This is a genomic window from Sandarakinorhabdus sp. FBCC-B8862, from assembly GCF_059745315.1.
Genome location: NZ_CM185574.1, coordinates 796,770 through 813,369 on the forward strand (window position 1 = coordinate 796,770; position 16,600 = coordinate 813,369).

Annotated in this window: 11 protein-coding genes and 1 other RNA gene; 7 read left to right on the forward strand and 5 right to left on the reverse strand. The window is 67.9% G+C overall.

All coding sequences use genetic code 11. The features are described from left to right. Positions 1-111: 111 nt before the first annotated feature. Positions 112-2,178: an NAD-dependent DNA ligase LigA gene (ligA, locus tag AC6BOR_RS03775; RefSeq protein ID WP_498059879.1), complete on the reverse strand. Its 2,067-nt coding sequence runs from the start codon at positions 2,176-2,178 to the stop codon at positions 112-114. Between the two features lie 79 nt (positions 2,179-2,257). On the opposite strand from ligA, the gene AC6BOR_RS03780 reads away from it, so the two are divergent. From AC6BOR_RS03780 to AC6BOR_RS03790, 3 genes are read left to right on the forward strand one after another with little or no spacing between them, the layout of a single operon-like run. Then, positions 2,258-2,977 (forward strand): J domain-containing protein, encoded by a 720-nt coding sequence (locus tag AC6BOR_RS03780; RefSeq protein WP_086116656.1) that lies wholly within the window; start codon positions 2,258-2,260, stop codon positions 2,975-2,977. Beyond that, positions 2,974-3,858 carry a DMT family transporter gene (locus tag AC6BOR_RS03785; protein ID WP_498059880.1) on the forward strand — a complete coding sequence of 295 codons (885 nt, stop codon included), beginning with the start codon at positions 2,974-2,976 and terminating at the stop codon, positions 3,856-3,858. The genes AC6BOR_RS03780 and AC6BOR_RS03785 overlap by 4 nt, the downstream gene beginning before the upstream one ends. Beyond that, on the forward strand, positions 3,855-4,529 hold the full coding sequence (locus AC6BOR_RS03790) for an N-acetylmuramoyl-L-alanine amidase (protein WP_498059881.1): 675 nt from the start codon (positions 3,855-3,857) through the stop codon (positions 4,527-4,529). Before AC6BOR_RS03785 ends, AC6BOR_RS03790 begins: the two co-directional genes overlap by 4 nt. Positions 4,530-4,746: 217 nt before the next feature. On the opposite strand, the gene AC6BOR_RS03795 is transcribed toward AC6BOR_RS03790, so the two are convergent. After that, on the reverse strand, positions 4,747-5,040 hold the full coding sequence (locus tag AC6BOR_RS03795) for a DUF6522 family protein (protein WP_498059882.1): 294 nt from the start codon (positions 5,038-5,040) through the stop codon (positions 4,747-4,749). A gap of 49 nt (positions 5,041-5,089) precedes the next feature. On the opposite strand from AC6BOR_RS03795, the gene rnpB reads away from it, so the two are divergent. Then, an RNA gene (rnpB, locus tag AC6BOR_RS03800) (RNase P RNA component class A) lies at positions 5,090-5,496 on the forward strand. A 198-nt stretch (positions 5,497-5,694) separates the two neighbouring features. On the opposite strand, the gene AC6BOR_RS03805 is transcribed toward rnpB, so the two are convergent. Together AC6BOR_RS03805 and recG are read right to left on the reverse strand one after the other, a co-directional pair. Continuing rightward, positions 5,695-7,500: a 2OG-Fe(II) oxygenase family protein gene (locus AC6BOR_RS03805; RefSeq protein WP_498059883.1), complete on the reverse strand. Its 1,806-nt coding sequence runs from the start codon at positions 7,498-7,500 to the stop codon at positions 5,695-5,697. Positions 7,501-7,511: 11 nt separating this feature from the next. Continuing rightward, positions 7,512-9,569 carry an ATP-dependent DNA helicase RecG gene (recG, locus tag AC6BOR_RS03810; protein WP_498059884.1) on the reverse strand — a complete coding sequence of 686 codons (2,058 nt, stop codon included), beginning with the start codon at positions 9,567-9,569 and terminating at the stop codon, positions 7,512-7,514. An 80-nt stretch (positions 9,570-9,649) separates the two neighbouring features. Between recG and AC6BOR_RS03815 the strand changes: the two genes are divergently transcribed. After that, positions 9,650-9,934 carry an FAD assembly factor SdhE gene (locus tag AC6BOR_RS03815; RefSeq protein WP_498060607.1) on the forward strand — a complete coding sequence of 95 codons (285 nt, stop codon included), beginning with the start codon at positions 9,650-9,652 and terminating at the stop codon, positions 9,932-9,934. Between the two features lie 4 nt (positions 9,935-9,938). Beyond that, positions 9,939-13,550, forward strand: coding sequence for a transcription-repair coupling factor (mfd, locus tag AC6BOR_RS03820; protein ID WP_498059885.1), 3,612 nt, complete (start codon positions 9,939-9,941; stop codon positions 13,548-13,550). A 122-nt stretch (positions 13,551-13,672) separates the two neighbouring features. Here mfd and AC6BOR_RS03825 read toward each other — a convergent pair whose 3' ends face one another. Next, positions 13,673-15,376 carry a putative bifunctional diguanylate cyclase/phosphodiesterase gene (locus AC6BOR_RS03825; protein WP_498059886.1) on the reverse strand — a complete coding sequence of 568 codons (1,704 nt, stop codon included), beginning with the start codon at positions 15,374-15,376 and terminating at the stop codon, positions 13,673-13,675. A gap of 169 nt (positions 15,377-15,545) precedes the next feature. Here AC6BOR_RS03825 and moaA point away from each other — a divergent pair, with 169 nt between their 5' ends. Beyond that, positions 15,546-16,595, forward strand: a complete 1,050-nt coding sequence (gene moaA, locus AC6BOR_RS03830; RefSeq protein WP_498059887.1) for a GTP 3',8-cyclase MoaA — start codon at positions 15,546-15,548, stop codon at positions 16,593-16,595. The last annotated feature ends 5 nt before the right edge of the window (positions 16,596-16,600 follow it).

Sequence of the window (16,600 nt, forward strand, 5' to 3'; positions counted from 1 at the left end):
GTCCGTCAGCGGGGCGAACCCCGGCCACCGGGAGCTGCGGTGCGTGCGTCTCAAACCGATTTCCGCGACGCGGCAAACTCGACGACAGCGTATGGAGCTTACCACAATCGGTCAGGCTGAACCATCGGCCTGTGCCTCTGCCACCAGCGCAAGCCAGCCATCCTCATCCACCACCTGAATTCCAAGCGCTTGCGCCTTGGCCAGCTTTGAACCCGCCCCCGGCCCCGCCACCAGCAGGCTGGTCTTTGACGACACACTGCCCGATGTCTTCGCCCCCAACAGCTCGGCCTGCGCCTCGGCTTCCTCACGGGTGAATTTCTCCAGGCTGCCGGTGAACACGATGGTCTTGCCGGAAAGCCCGGTCTGCTTCACCTCCGGCAACGGCTGCGGCGACACCTCGGCCAGCAGCGCCGCCAGCGTCTCCTGGTTGTGCGGCTCGGCAAAGAAATCGATCAGCGCCTCGGCCACCACCGCGCCGATGCCGTTCACCGCGGTCAGCCGGTTCACCGCCTCCGCGCCCATCGCCGCCGCCTGCACCGCTTCGGCTGATTTGAATGCCCGCGCCAGATCGCGCGCCGTCACCTCCCCCACATGCCGGATGCCGAGCGCGAACAGGAAGCGGTCCAGGCTCACCTGCCGGCGTTCGTCAATGGCCGCCAGCAGCTTGTCGACCGATTTGTCCTTGAACCCCGGCAATGCCAGCAGCCGCTCCCGCTCCAGCCGGAACAAAGATGCCGGCCCATCGATCAACCCTGCGGCTGCGAACAGCTCCAACCGCTCCGTGCCCAGCCCCTCGATGTCAAAGGCATTGCGGCTCACGAAATGCCGCAACCGCTCGTGCCGCTGCGCCGGGCAGGTCAACCCGCCGGTGCAGCGCCGCACAGCCTCATCCTCCTCACGCACCGCCGTCGATCCGCACGCCGGGCAATGATCGGGAAACACGAAGGCCGGCCCGCGCGGAGTGTCACCGGGCACCACCCCCAGCACCTGCGGGATCACGTCGCCGGCGCGCTGCACCCGCACCCGGTCGCCCACCCGCACGTCCAGCCGGGCAATCTCATCCTCATTGTGCAGCGTGGCGTTGGTCACCACCACACCGCCCACCGTCACCGCCGCCAGCCGCGCCACCGGAGTCAGCGCGCCGGTGCGGCCCACCTGGATGTCGATCGCCTCCAACGTGGTTTCCGCCTGTTCGGCCGGGAATTTGTGCGCCACCGCCCAGCGCGGGGAGCGCGCCACCTGGCCCAGCCGCTCCTGCCAGTCCAGCCGCTCCACCTTGTAGACAACGCCGTCGATGTCGAACGGCAACTCGGCCCGCCGCCGCTCCAGATCGGCAGTGAAGGCGAGACACTGCGCCATGCTGGCATCGCCCAGCGCATAGGCGCCGGTGTCAAAGCCCCAATCGCCAATCGCTGCCATCACCGCGCTCTGGGTCGCGCCCGGCAGGCTGGTCATCTCGCCCCAGCCGTGCACGATGAAAGCCAAGGGCCGCGCCGCTGACACGGCCGGATCGAGCTGCCGCAGGCTGCCCGCCGCCGCGTTCCTGGGGTTGGCAAAGATCTTCGCCCCGGCCTGCGCCTGCCGTTCGTTCAGCGCGGCAAAGCCGGCCTTGGTCATATAGACCTCGCCGCGGATTTCGGTCACCGCCGGCGCGGTTTCGGGCACGCGGTGCGCAAGGCCGGTCACCGCGGCCAGGTTGGCGGTCACCTCCTCGCCCACCGCGCCATCACCGCGGGTCGCCCCGTGCACCAGCCGCCCGCCTTCAAACCGCAGCGCGCAGCTCAGCCCGTCAATCTTGGCCTCCGCCCGGAAGCGCACATCCGCATCATCGGGCAGGTTCAGGAACCGCCGCACGCGGGCGGCAAATTCCATCGCTTCGGCATCGCTGAACACATTGTCCAGGCTCAGCATCGGCCGGCTGTGGCTGATCTTGCCAAAGCCCGCCGCCGGCTTGGCGCCCACCCGGAAACTCGGCGAATCCGCCCGCACCAGATTGGGAAAGGCCGCCTCAATCGCCGCATTGCGCTGCACCAACGCATCATAGTCGGCGTCTGAAATCTTCGGCGCATCCTCTTGATAATAGGCCGCACTGTGCTGCGCGATGGCCTCGGCCAGGCGGGCCAGTTCGGCAGCGGCCTCAGCCTCGGTCAAGGCGGCAACGGGCAGATCGTGCGTCATGCCGCATCCTTATCAGCCCGGCGATGTGGCTGCATCCCCCCTTTCGCCGCTGCCGCTTATTGCCTAAGCGGTTGGGGTCATGAGTATCTGGGCAACCCTGGCCGGCACGGCGCTGGGCCTGATCGTCGGCGGCCCGCTGGGCGCGCTGGCCGGGGCAGCGGCTGGTGGCGCCGTGGACGGCCTGCGCGCCCGCCGGCCGGAACGGGTGCAGGAACGCCGCCGCGTCGCCTTCACCATCGCCGCCATTGCCCTCGCTGCCAAGATGGCCCGCGCAGATGGCGAAGCCACCGCCGCCGAATTCGCCACCTTCCAGCGCCTGTTCCATGTCGAGCCCAAGGAGGCGACGAACGCCCGCCGTTTCTATGACATGGCCAAGGCCTCCATCGCCGGATTCGAAGCCTATGCCGCGCAGGCCGCCGATCTGCTCGGCCCCGGCTCGCCAACGCTGGAAGATCTGCTCGATGCGCTCTGGCTGATCGCGGCCGTCGATGGCTATCACGACGCCGAACTCGAATTTCTCGACACGGTCGGCCAGCGGTTGGGCTTTGACGATGCCGCCCGCGCCCGCATCCGCCGCCGCCATGTCAGCCCGGCCGCCGATGATCCCTGGGCCATCCTGGGCATTGAACCGGGCGTCGATGCCGCCGCCATCCGCGCGGCCTACCACGGCCTCGTCAAACGCTATCACCCCGATCGCGCGCTCGCCGAAGGGGTGCCCAACGAGTTCATCCGGGTCGCCGAAACCCGCATGGCCGAAATCAACGCCGCCTATGATCAACTCACCGGGAGGCGCCGGTGAAGCCCCTGCATCTGTTCATGATTCTCGCCATCGATGTGGTGTGGGGCTTCAATGTGGTCGCCGTGAAGGAAGGCGTGATGTCGGCCGGGCCGATGGTGGCGGTGCTGCTGCGCTACACGGTGGCAACGCTCGTCTGCCTGCCCTTCATCCGCTGGCTGCCAGGGCGCATGCTGCTGATCCTGGCCACCGGCTTCATCGCCGGCGCGCTGTTCATGTCGCTGGGTGCGCTCTCCTTCGCCATGGCCGACAATCTGTCCGCCCTGTCCATCGTCGGCCAATTGGGCGTGCCGTTCAGCCTGATCCTGGCGGTGATCTTCATGAAAGAGGAAATCCGCTGGCCGCGCGTCACCGCCATCGCCATCTGCTTCCTCGGCGTCGTGGTGATGGGCTTTGATCCGGCCATCGCCCATGAACGCCTTGGCATCCTGCTCACGGCCGGTGCCTCGCTGTGCTGGGCGGTGGGCAATCTCCTGTTCCGCCGGCTGCAGGGCGTGCCGGTGCTCACCATCCATGGCTGGCTTGGCCTCGTCTCCATCCCCGTGATGGCGGCCCTGGCGCAGACATTCGAACCGGAAAAACTCGCCGCCATCCCGCAGCTGCCGCTCAGCACCTGGGGCTGGGTCGCCTATTCCGGCATCATGTCCAGCCTGGTTGGCCATGGGGGCATGACCTGGCTGTTTCAGCGCTATCCGGTCGCCGTCGTCTCGCCGCTCACCCTGCCCACGCCGCTGATCTCGGTGATGATCGCCATCGCTGTCTATGATACGCCGATCACCGGACAGATGCTCGTCGGCGGCCTCCTCACGCTGGTGGGCGTCACCATCATCACCATCCGCACCGCCCAGCGGCGCGACAGCGACATGCCAGCCGAACCGCTATGACCATCATCGAACGCCCCAGCCCCAATTTCGGCGACCGGCTGCTGCCCACCGGCATCATCGTGCTGCATTATACCGGCATGCGCAGCGCCGCCGAAGCCATCGACTGGCTGGCCAACCCGGCCTCCGGCGTTTCGGCCCATTATGTCGTCGCCGAAGACGGCACGGTGCTGCGCATGGTCGATGAAGCCAAGCGCGCCTGGCACGCCGGGCGCAGCTGGTGGCGCGGCATCACCGACGTCAACAGCGCCAGCATCGGGATCGAGATCGTCAACCCCGGCCATGAATTCGGCTATGTGCCCTTCCCCGCCGCCCAGATGGACGCGGTCCATGCCCTGGTGGCCGACATTGCCGCGCGCCACGCCATCGCGCCCGCCAACGTGATCGGCCACAGCGACATCGCCCCCACCCGCAAGGAGGATCCGGGCGAGCTGTTCGACTGGCCGCGCCTCGCCCGCGCCGGGCTGGTGGCCGCGCCCAGACCGTGCATGGACCCCAACTGGACCGATCCCGGCTTCCTCGCCGCGCTTGGCCGCTATGGCTATGACATCACGGCACCGCAGGAGGCCGTGATTGCCTTCCAGCGCCACCACCGTCCGGCCCGGTTTGACGGCGTGATCGACGCCGAAACACGCACCATCCTCAAGGGCTTGCTGCTGGCGGAGGGCCTCTAAACAAAAATCGGCCGGTGCCCGAGGGGGTGCACCGGCCGGAGTTGTCCGCGGGTGGCCCAACAGGGGGGAAGGCCACCGCAATCTGCGGGATGCCGGCGGGTCAGCCGGCCGGCGAGACGGCAAAATGGGGGACCGCCTCGACCAGTTCCCAATGGCAAGCCGCCCTCAACATTGCAAGTCCGTAATGTTTGCTGCGACAAATCTCGCACGACAAATCTCAATGGGCGCCGGGCCGCCGCGCCCCCAACGGCAGGTCATGGCCGCCGAAATCCAGGGTCGATTTCGAAATCACCTCGCCCAGCGCATCGACAATCACCCGCAGCCGCCGCTTGTCGGTGGCGAAGGTCAGGCGGAAGGTGCCGAAATCCTCGTCCACCCCGGCCTCCACCCAGCTGGTGATCAGCCGGCCGGCCAGCATCGGCTGCACCTGTTCCGGCAGCAGCTTCAGGCCTTCTGCTATCACTTCGGCCGGCACGGTGAAGGCCTGACCATTGGCTTCAATCTCGATCATGCCGCGGCGATGGCGCGAATCGCCGGGAAATGCCATGGGGCAAATGCGATCACGTCGTCGGGCGGCCGCGTCGGGAGCAATCCCGCCGAGGAAAGTCCGGGCTCCACGGAACGCGGTGCCGGGTAACACCCGGCGGTTCTGGCCTTCGGGCCGGGATCAGGGACAGTGCCACAGAGAAGAGACCGCCGATGGGCCCGGATCATCTCCGGGAGACAGGCAAGGGTGAAACGGTGCGGCAAGAGCGCACCGCGCGATGGGCAACCAAAGCGGCACGGCAAACCCCACCGGGAGCAAGACCGAATAGGGATGGCGCGCGGGGTTTGCCCCGCAGGGCAGGAACCGGCCCAGCCATCCGGGTTGGTTGCTGGAGGCGGCGGGCAACCGCCGTCCGAGAGGAATGGTCGCCCAAGGGCGCAAGCCCTGGACAGAACCCGGCTTACAGGCGTCGCTGATCGGCTGCCCGCAACGCGCAAGCGTTGCGGGCAGACTCGATCAAGACCGGCCGGGCTGGCTGCCGGCATCAAGCCGGCAGAGCAGCTTCGACGGCGTGGCTCCGCCACGCCCCTTCCTTCCTGCATTATTGAACAGCTGAAGCGGACTCGGCGGCTTCGCCGCCGGCCGCGCCTACAGGCATATGTGAAGGTACCGGGCGCGCTACACGGGCAACGCGTCAAATGCCGCCGTCAACCGCGCCTCATTGCTCTGGAACGGCACCGTGCCATGCCAGGCATAGCTGGGGAAAATCGCCAGCCGGCCCGGCGCCGGCGTGATCACCCGGCGGGGCGGCAAATCCAGCCCCAGCTTGGCATCGGGCACCCCGAACACCAGCTTGCCCTCGTCGCCGACCAGCCCGATCTCCGGCGGCAGAGACACGTAAAAGGCCGAGCTCAACCAGCCGCGCGGGTGGATATGGTTGACATGGAACCCCTGCCCCTTCAGCCGCACGCTCCAGGCGCCCTGCATCTTCACCCGGCCGGTCAGGCGGCCCAGAAACGGATGGCCGGGCTGGTGCGGCAGGCCGGCGATGGCGGCCTCCACCGTGGCCTTCAGCGCGGATCGGAACGCCACCAGCACCGGATCGGTGGTGGCAAACAGATCGCCCGGCGTCTGGGTGCCGCCGCGCAGCGTCTGCTCGGCCGGCTGGTTCTGCATGACGTGCCGGGCCTCCAGCACCATTTTCAGATCGGCCAGAAAGGCCGCAGTGCTGGGCCAGCCCTTGGGTGTCACCAGATCGCTGGCAATCACCATCCGCTCATAGTCCAGCAGCTGATGCTCGCGCGGGTCGCTCTTCAGGCGCCAGGCCGTGCCCAGCATCGCCCAGCCGGTCTGTTCCAGCGGCCGTGCCTGGGCATAATGGCCGGCGGCCACCTCCGCTTCGTCCACTGCGCCCAGCCGCAACGCCGCCCAGGCGCGGTGGCTGGCAAAGCCCGGCTCATCGGGGAAGCGCGCCTGCTCTGCCCGGGCTTCATCCAGGCAGGCGGCAAATTCGCCCAGCTGGCGCAAACCGGTCAGCCGCGACAGCCGCCACGCCGGCTGCAGCCCGGTCGCCGCCTCCGCCGCCTGTGCCCAGGCCAGCACCTGCTCGCCATCGCCCAGCCCGCTCGCAGCCGTGATCGCCGCCTGCCACAAATCGGCCCCGGCGCCGGCCGACAGCGCCCGCGCAAAAGGTGCCAGCGCCGCGCGCGGGCTGGCGTTGCGGTCGGCCTGCATGGTCAGGAATGTCATCGCCGTCAGCACCTGGTGATGCTGCGGCCAGCGCTCTGCCACCCGGGCATAAACCGCCTGCGCCTCTTCCAGCCGGCCCATTTCCACCAGCAGGTCGCCACGTTCGGCCGCCAGTTCCGGCTCATCATCGGGCCCGGCATCCAGCACGGCCAGCGCCGCCACATGATCGCCCTGCTGGCCCAGCGCGCGCGCCAGCCGGCGCCAGGCGCCGCGATCCTGCGGCGCGGCATCGCGCGCCCGCGTCAACAACTGCCGTGCCGCTGGTGCATCGCCGCGCGCCTGCGCCAAGGCGCCTGCGGCTGACAGGATGCGCGGGCTGTCGCCTTCCAGCGCCCTTGCCCGATCCAGCGCGGCACCGGCCGCGTCCAGCGCGTCGCGGTCCTGTTCCAGCAGCGCCAGATTATACCATGCCTCGGCATGCCCGGGGGCCACGGCCACCGCCCGCCGCAGATGCGCCACCGCTTCCGCCTCCTGCCCCTGGCGCGCAAGAAACAGCGCAAAACTGTTCAGATAATAGGCATTTCTTGGCGCACCCTCGATCGCGGCACGGAAACATTGCTCGGCCGCATCGGCCCGGCCCAGCTGATCGGATGCCAGCGCGGCGAGATACAGGCCATCGGGATGCTGCTGCCCAGCCGGCGACAATTTTGCCAGCCATTGCCCGGCCACCGCCGGCTGCCCGGCCCGCAACGCCGCCAGCGCCTGCTGCATCGTTGCGCCATCATTCGGATGCATCGTCAAATCCCTCAACCACCGCGCAACATGGCGACGCCGGCATCCCGGTCAAACAGATAGAGCAACAATCGCGCCGCCTGCCCGCGCGCGCCATCCAGCCCGCCATCGCGATCCAGCAGCAGCCGCGCATCGGCCCGCGCCATGCCCACATATTGTTGCACCCGGGCCGGATCGGCAAAGCGGAACGCCTCCTCCCCCGATTGGCGCGTGCCCAGAATTTCGCCCGCCCCGCGCAGCTTCAGATCCTCCTCGGCAATGCGAAATCCGTCATTGGTCTCCCGCATCAGCTTCAGCCGGCTGCGCGCCGTCTCCGACAATTCGTCCCCGCGCAGCAGCAGGCAGCGCGACAGGCCGCTGCCCCGCCCCACCCGGCCGCGCAGCTGGTGCAACTGTGCCAGGCCAAAGCGCTCCGCCGCCTCGATGATCATCAACGTGGCATTGGGCACATCCACCCCCACTTCGATCACCGTCGTCGCCACCAGCAGCGCGAGGCGCCCGGCGGCGAAATCGGCCATCACCGCGTCCTTCTCCGGCCCCTTCATCTGGCCGTGCACCAGCCCCACGCGCGCTTCGCCCAGCCGCGCCTTCAGGAACGCCGCCCGCGTGGTCGCCGCCGCCTCGTCCGCATCCTCGCTGCCTTCCACCAGCGGGCACACCCAATAGGCCTGGCCGCCACCCTCCACATGCCGCGCCAGCCCAGCGATCAGCTCCTCCAGCCGCTCCGGCCCCATCACCCGCGTCTCGATCGGCTGCCGGCCGGGCGGGCGCTCGTCGATCATGCTCTGGTCCATCTCGCCAAAGCGGGTCAGCGCCAGACTGCGCGGGATTGGCGTTGCCGTCATCGCCAGCACATGCGGCGGGGTGCGCCCCTTGGCCGCCAGCGTCAGCCGCTGCGCCACGCCAAAGCGGTGCTGTTCGTCCACCACCACCAGGCCAAGATCATGATAATCCACCGCCTCCTGGAAAATGGCGTGGGTGCCGACCAGCAGGTTGATGCGCCCGACCGCCAGATCGGCCAGCAACTGCTCGCGCACCTTGCCCTTGTCCCGCCCGGTCAGCAGCGCGATGCGAATGCCCAAATCAGCGCCCAGCTTCATCAGCGTCGCATGATGCTGGCGGGCCAATATCTCGGTCGGCGCCAGCAGCGCCGCCTGCGCGCCCGACTCAATCGCGGCCAGGCAGGCAAACAGCGCCACCAGCGTCTTGCCCGATCCCACATCGCCCTGCACCAGCCGCAGCATCGGCTCGGCCTGTGCCATGTCGCCCAAAATCTCGCCGATCACCCGGGTCTGCGCCCCGGTCAGCGGCCAGGGCAGGCGGCTGCGCAGGGCATCGGCCAGCTGCCCGGTGCCCGGCAGCGCGCGGCCCTTGCGGCTGCGCGCCCGCTGGCGCACCAGCATCAACGCCAGCTGGTTGGCCAGCAACTCGTCATAGGCCAGGCGGTCGCGGCCCCTTTCCATCCGGTGCGCCGCAGCCAGGCTCTCGGCAAAACCGGCCCAGCTCTGCCGCGCCAGCACGCTGGGTTCGATCCATTCCGGCAACGGCGGCACCCGGCCCAGCGCCTCGGCCACCAATTGGCCCATGCGCCGGTTGGTCACCCCTTCGGTCAGCGGATAGACCGGCTCGCGCGTCTGCCCCGGCGGGCCGGCCTCCATCGCCGCCACCTCGGGATGGGCGATCTGCAACTTCTGGCCATACCGGTCGAGCTTGCCGGTGATGCGCTTTTCGACACCGATCGGCAGCCGCGTCTGCGCCCAACTCGCCGTCTGCCCGAAATAAACCAGATCCACCCATTGCCCGCCCCGGTCCACCGCCGCGACGCGCAGCGGGCTCCTGGGCCCGCCCCGGTCGTGCCGCGCCGGGGTCAGCGGCACGATCACCGGCTGGCCCACCAGCGTCTCGTCCAGCCGCTCCACCGCCTGGCGCTCGATCATCATCGTCGGCAGGTGAAAGGCCAGATCGATCACCCGGGCGATCTTCAGCCGCGCCAATTGCCGCACCTGCGCCGATCCAACGCCCTTTAGGGCGCTGACTTCGGCGAACAATGGGTTGAGCATATCCGGGCGCATGGCTATGCCCCACCAGATAGCACCGCGCTGGCCATTTGAAACGCCCGCGCGGCATTATCGTTTGTGAAGAGGCCAGTGCCATGAACGACAATCTGCCCGATGATCTGGCCCTGCGCCTTCGCCGCGCCAAATATCGCGCCTGGCACCGCGGCACCAAGGAAGCCGATCTGGTGGTCGGCGGCTTTTTTGATCGCCACCACGCCAGTTGGGACGAAGCCGCCATGGCCTGGTTCGAAATCATCCTGCAGGAACAGGATGTCGATATCCTTGCCTGGGCCTTTGGCACCACGCCGCCGCCGGCCCATCTCGATGGCCCGTGGATGCAGGCGCTGATGAAGCTGGATTTCGTCGAGATCAGCCGTTGAAGCGATGATCGATCCTGCCCGCCTTGCCACGGCGCCACGGGCGCTCACGCTCGCCCGCTGCGGCGAAGGCTATCTGCCCTGGCTGATGGCCGATCTGGCGCGTGCCGCCAAGGGCCGGGCCTGGTTCATCGCCGCCGACGAGGCCCAGGCCCGCAGCCTTGCCGAAGCCGCCGGCTATTTCGCGCCGGAAATCGAGGTGGTGCTGCTGCCGGCCTGGGATTGCCTGCCCTATGACCGCGCCTCACCCTCGCTGAAAACCGCGTCAGACCGGGTCGCCGCCTTTGCCGCGCTGGCCGATGCGCCAACAGGCGCACAGCTGGTGGTCACCACCGTCAACGCCATCACCCAGCGCTGCCTGCCCAAGGCGCGCATCGCCAGCCTCTCGGCCCGGCTGAAGCCTGGCAGCCGCATCGACCGCAACGCGCTGGCGCTGAAACTCGCCGCCAACGGTTATGTCCGCGTCGATACGGTGGTGGAACCCGGCGAATATGCTCTGCGCGGCGGCCTTGTCGATGTGATGCCCTCGGGTGCCGATTTCGGCCTGCGGCTCGATTTCTTCGGCGACGAGATTGAAAGCATCCGGCGCTTTGACCCCGCCAGCCAGCGCAGCCTCGGCCCCGCCGATGCCTTCACCCTGCTGCCTGTTTCAGAAGTCCTGCTCGACGAAGCCCGCATCAAGGCCTTCCGCGCCGGCTGGCTTGAGCGGTTCGGCGCCACCGCCACCGCCGATCCGCTTTATGAAGCGGTCAGCGACGGGCGCCGGCTCGCCGGCATGGAACATTGGCTGCCGCTGTTTGAACCCGGCCTTGTCACCCTGTTCGACTGGCTGGGCGAAGCCGATGTGCTGGTGAAAAGCGGTGGGGCCGACAAGGCCGCCGCCGACCGGTTCGACGCCATCGCCGATTATCACGACAACCGCGTCGCCGCCTTGAGCGCCAAGAAGGGCAGCTATCGCCCGCTGGCCGCCGACGCGCTCTATCTCGCCCCGGCCGAATGGGCGGAACGTCTGGCCGCTGCCCATGTCCACGCCGCCAGCCCGCACGCCGTGCCTGATGGCACGCTGAACGCCGTTGATTGCGATGCCGTGCCCGCCCGCGATTTCGCCCCCGAACGTGTCGCCCAGGCCAATGGCGGCCCGCCGGTCTATGCCGCGATCCGGGCGCATGTCGAACAATCCCGCGCCGCCGGCGACCGGGTGATCCTCGCCAGCTATTCCGCCGGCGCCCGCGAACGCCTGTCGGGCCTGCTGATCGACGAAGGCGTCGCCCGCATTGCCCAGGCCGATCATTGGCAGGAGGCGCTGGGCCTTGCCGCCGCCGGCAACATCGTCCTCACCGTGCTGCCGCTTGATCATGGGTTCACCAAGACGGAGCCGCGCGGCCGAATCCTGGTACTGACCGAGCAGGACATGCTGGGCGACCGCCTGGTCCGCAAGGCGCGGTCGGCGCGCAAGGCCGATGCCTTCATGGCCGAACTGGCCATGCTCACCCCCGGAGATCTCATCGTCCACCGCGATCATGGCATCGGCCGTTATGACGGGCTGGTTGCCATCCCCATCGGCGGCAAGCCGCATGATTGCGTCGCGCTCTCCTACGACGGCGGCGACAAGCTCTATGTGCCGGTCGAGAATATCGACGTCCTCTCCCGCTATGGCAGCGATTCGGAAGGCGTCGGCCTCGACAGACTGGGCGGGGTGGCCTGGAGCACGCGCAAGGCGCGGATGAAGAACCGCATCCGCGAAATCGCGGGTGAACTTCTCGCCACTGCCGCCGCCCGGGCCCTGCGCGAAGGCGAGCCGGTCAGCATCGATCCCCATGGCCTGGCGGCGTTCGTTGACCGCTTCCCCTATGCCGAAACCGATGACCAGCTGAAGGCCATTGGCGACGTAATCGACGATCTCACCTCCGGCAAGCCGATGGACCGGCTGGTCTGCGGCGATGTCGGCTTCGGCAAGACCGAGGTTGCCCTGCGCGCCGCCTATGCCGCCGCGCTGTCGGGCATGCAGGTCGCCGTCGTCTGCCCCACCACCCTGCTCGCCCGCCAGCATTTCCAGAATTTCCGCGACCGCTTCCGCGGCCTGCCGGTGGAGGTCAGGCACCTCTCCCGCCTCGTCACCACTGCCGATGCCAAGGCCGCCCGCGACGGCATTGCCGACGGCACGGTGGACATCGTGGTCGGCACCCATGCCATCCTCGCCAAGGGGATCGATTTCAAGCGCCTCGGCCTTGTCATCGTTGACGAGGAACAGCGCTTCGGCGTCGTCCACAAGGAACGGCTGAAGGCGCTGAAGGCCGATGTGCATGTGCTCACCCTCACCGCCACGCCGATCCCGCGCACCCTGCAGATGGCGCTGACGGGTCTTCGCGAAATGTCGATCATCGCCACCCCGCCGGTCGACCGGCTGGCGGTGCGCACCTATGTCATGCCGTTCGATCCGGTGGTGCTGCGCGAGGCGCTGCTGCGCGAACATTATCGCGGCGGCCAGAGTTTCATCGTCGTCCCGCGCATCTCCGACATTCCCGATGTGGAGGAATTCCTGCGCGGCGAAGTGCCGGAGGTGAAGCCCATCGTCGCCCATGGCCAGATGGCGCCATCAGAAGTGGAAGAGCGCATGAGCGCCTTCTATGACAAGCAATATGACGTGCTGCTTTCGACCACCATCATCGAGAGCGGCCTCGACATTCCGTCGGCCAACACGCTGATCGTCCACCGCGCCGATCGTTTCGGCCTCGCCCAGCTCTACCAGATCCGCGGCCGCGTCGGGCGCGGCAAGACCCGCGCCTATGCCTATCTCACCACCGCCGCCGGCCAGACCATCACCGAAGGCGCCGAAAAGCGGCTGCAGGTCCTCTCCCAGCTCGACACGCTCGGCGCCGGCTTCCAGCTCGCCAGCCATGATCTTGATCAGCGCGGCGCCGGCAATCTTCTGGGCGACGAACAATCCGGCCACATCAAGGAAATCGGCTTCGAACTTTATCAATCGATGCTGGAAGAGGCGATCCTGGAGGCCAAGGCCGAAGCCGCCGGCATGAAGCCACCGGCCGAAGCCTTCAGCCCTCAGATCACCGCCGAGGTGCCGATCCTCATCCCCGATCATTATGTGCCCGACTTGAATGTGCGCATGGCGCTCTATCGCCGCCTGAACGAGCTGGAGGGCCGGCCCGGCATCGATGCGCTGGCCGCCGAGATGATCGACCGGTTCGGCAAGCTGCCGATGGAGGTGGAAAATCTCCTCGCCGTCATCGAGATCAAGCTGGCCTGTGTCACCGCCCGTGTCGCCAAGCTGGAAGCCGGCCGCAAGGGCGCGCTGGTCAGCTTTGTTGGCGATGCCTTTGCCAACACCGATGGCCTGATGGCCTGGATTGAGCGGCTGGGCGCCCGCGCCAAGATTCGGCCCGATCAGAAATTGTTCATCGCCGCCGACTGGGGCGACGACCGCACCCGCCTGAAAGGCGCGCTCAGCATCGCCTCCACCCTCGCCAAACTGGCCCAGGGCGCGGTGGTGAAGCCCAAGGAACCGGCAAAACCGGCGGGCAAGCCACTGCCGCCCAAGCCTGTTCCCCCGAGGGTACCCATGCGCCCGGCGGTGTTCAAATCGAAGCTGGGCGGGCGTTAGACCCGCTTGCAATTTGATTGAACCGCTCATGCCGAGCTTGTCGAGGCACCGACCACCCTCGGAACATGCCTCGACAAGCTCGGCATGAGCGGGTTTGGGATTCAATCTTGCCGCAATCGAGCCTAGGCGACGTTGCGCTTGCTGTTATAGTCGCGGCAAAAGGCTTCGAACCCGGCACCGTCGAGTGGCGGCGACAAGAGATAGCCCTGCACCTTCTGGCAGCCCGCCGCGCGCGCCGCCGCCAGTTGCACATCATCCTCGACGCCTTCGGCCACCACCACCATGCCCAGCCGCCGGGCGATCCCGATCACGCCTTCGACCACCACACGCTCCCGATCATTGCCCGTCAGGCTCTGGGTGAAGCTGCGATCCAGCTTCAGCATGTCCACCGGCATGCGCGCCAGCCGCGCCAGCCCGGAATAGCCGGTGCCGAAATCATCCAGTGCCACGCGCACGCCATCGCGGCGCAACACCGAAAGCAGCTCGGCCGCCGCCTCCAGATCGGTGATCATCGCGTCTTCTGTCACCTCCAGCACCAGCCGCTGCGGCGCCAGCCCGGCCTGCACAAGATCCATGGCCAACGTGTCGATGAATTCGGGATCGGCCAGATCGGCCGCGGTGACATTCACCGAAATGCGCAGGCTTGCCATGCTGTCGCGCCAGCCCGCGGCCATGCGGATGGCGCGCCGGCGGATATGCCGGCCCAGCGCCACCGCCAGTTCGGCCGATGCCGCCGTTTCCAGCACGGTCGCCGCCGACAGCCGGCCGTAAACCGGGTGATCCCAGCGCACCAGCGTTTCGGCCCCGGTCAGGCTGCCGTCCTCCAGCCGCGCGATCGGCTGCACCATCAAGGCGATATCCTCGTTGGCCAGCGCCTGGAACAGATCGGATTCCAGCACCGCCTGCCGGGCCAGTGCCGATCCATCGGTTTCGGGTGAATATCGCACCACCACGCCGGGATCGCGGGCCCGGGCATTGGCCAGCGCCAGGCTGGCTTCGCGCAGCAGGGTCAGGCCATCGCCGGCGCCGGGGCTCATCTGGGCAATGCCGGCGCGGCCGGCGACATGGATCAGCCGGTCGTCCACCGCAAAGGGCCGGTCGAGGGCTGACACCAGCTGCTGGGCGAGACCGGCCAGCTGCTGCGCATCGTCCAGCCCGGCAATGCCCAGGGCAAACTCCGTCGCGCCCAGCCGCCCCAGCAGGCGCGGCAGGCGCTCGGGGCCACGTTCGTCGGCAATCGGCACCAGGCGGCGGGCAATCGCCATCAACAGCCGGTCAGCCATGCGGCGGCCATGCACCAGGCTGAACTGCTGCAACCGCGAAATACCCAGCACGATCACCCCGGCCGGCAACCCCGCATCGAACTGGGCATCCAGCCAGGCCTGCAACCGGTCCGCATCGGCCAGCCCGGTCAGCCGGTCGCCTTGCTCAACCGTAACCGCCAGCGGCAAGGCGGCAACGCCGGCCAGTCGATGGGCATAACGATCCGCCAGTTGCAGGGCGTTGGCAAAACTGTCCGCACCAAAGGGGGAAACCAGCACCGATGTCGCGCCGGCCGCCATCGCCGCGTTGGTTGATCCGGCATCGCTGCGCGACAGCAGCACCAGCATGGCGCCGCGCTGGGCCTCCACCGCGCTCCCCAGCGCCTCCGCCACCGCCATGCCGGCCGCCAGTGCGCCGCGGGCATCCACCACCACCACCCGCGCCGGCTCGGCCGCAAAGCGCGCGCCTGCCGCTGCTGCCACCCGCTCGATCCGCGGCAACAGGCCGGCGTTCTGCGCCATCCCGGCCAGATCATCGGCATAACGCGGCGAAATGATCAGCACAGGTTCGTTGGAAACACTTGTTGTCACAAACACACTCTGCCCGAATGTCGACACCAGACAGAAGGGGTTGCCGCCCGCCGTCTTCGCTGTCCAGACAATTTCGCCAAATCGGTCACCAAAGCCCCGAAATGGCTTGCCTTCAGCACGATATTTGCCACAGGCTGCCCACATGTCTGCCACGGCCGCCACCCATCCGGGCACCGAAATGGCCAATCATGCCACGCGCGCGCTGGTCGATCCCTTCGGCCGCGTCATCTCTTATCTGCGAGTCTCGGTCACCGATCGCTGCGATTTCCGCTGCGTCTACTGCATGGCCGAAGACATGACCTTCCTGCCCAAGTCCGAGGTGCTCAGCCTGGAGGAGATTGACCGGTTGGCCAGCGCCTTCATCAGGCGCGGTACCCGCAAGCTCCGGCTCACCGGCGGCGAACCGCTGGTGCGGCGCGGCATCGATGATCTGGTCAAAAGCCTCGGCCGCCACCTGAAAAGCGGTGCGCTGGAAGAACTTACGCTCACCAGCAACGGCAGCCAGATGGCACGCCATGCCGAAATGCTGTTCGCCGCCGGGGTGCGCCGGGTCAACATCAGCCTCGACACGCTTGATGCGGCGCGCTTTGCCCGCATCACCCGCTGGGGCCGCCTACCACAGGTGCTCGACGGCATTGCCGCCGCCACGGCCGCCGGCCTGAAGGTCAAGCTCAACACCGTCGCGCTAAAACATGAAAACGCTGATGAAATCATTGATCTGATGCAGTTCGCCGCCGCCGGTGGCCATGATCTCACGCTCATCGAAACCATGCCACTGGGCGAGATTGACCAGGACCGGGTTGATCAATATCTGCCGCTCTCCACCGTCCGCCGCCAGCTGGCACAGCGCTTCACCCTCACCGATCTGCCCCACCGCACCGGCGGCCCGGCCCGCTATGTCCATGTCGAGGAACTGGGTCTGCAGCTGGGCTTCATCACCCCGCTCACCCACAATTTCTGCGAAAGCTGCAACCGCGTCCGCCTCACCGCCACCGGGCAATTGTTCATGTGCCTGGGCCAGGATGACCAGGCCGATCTGCGCAGCGTGATCCGTCGCAGCCCCGATGATGCCGCGCTCGACGCCGCGTTGGACGAGGCCATTGCCCGCAAGCCCAAGGGCCATGATTTCATGATCGAACGGCGCGGCGCCCGCCCCGCCGTGGCCCGGCACATGAGCCTCACCGGCGGCTGAACCGT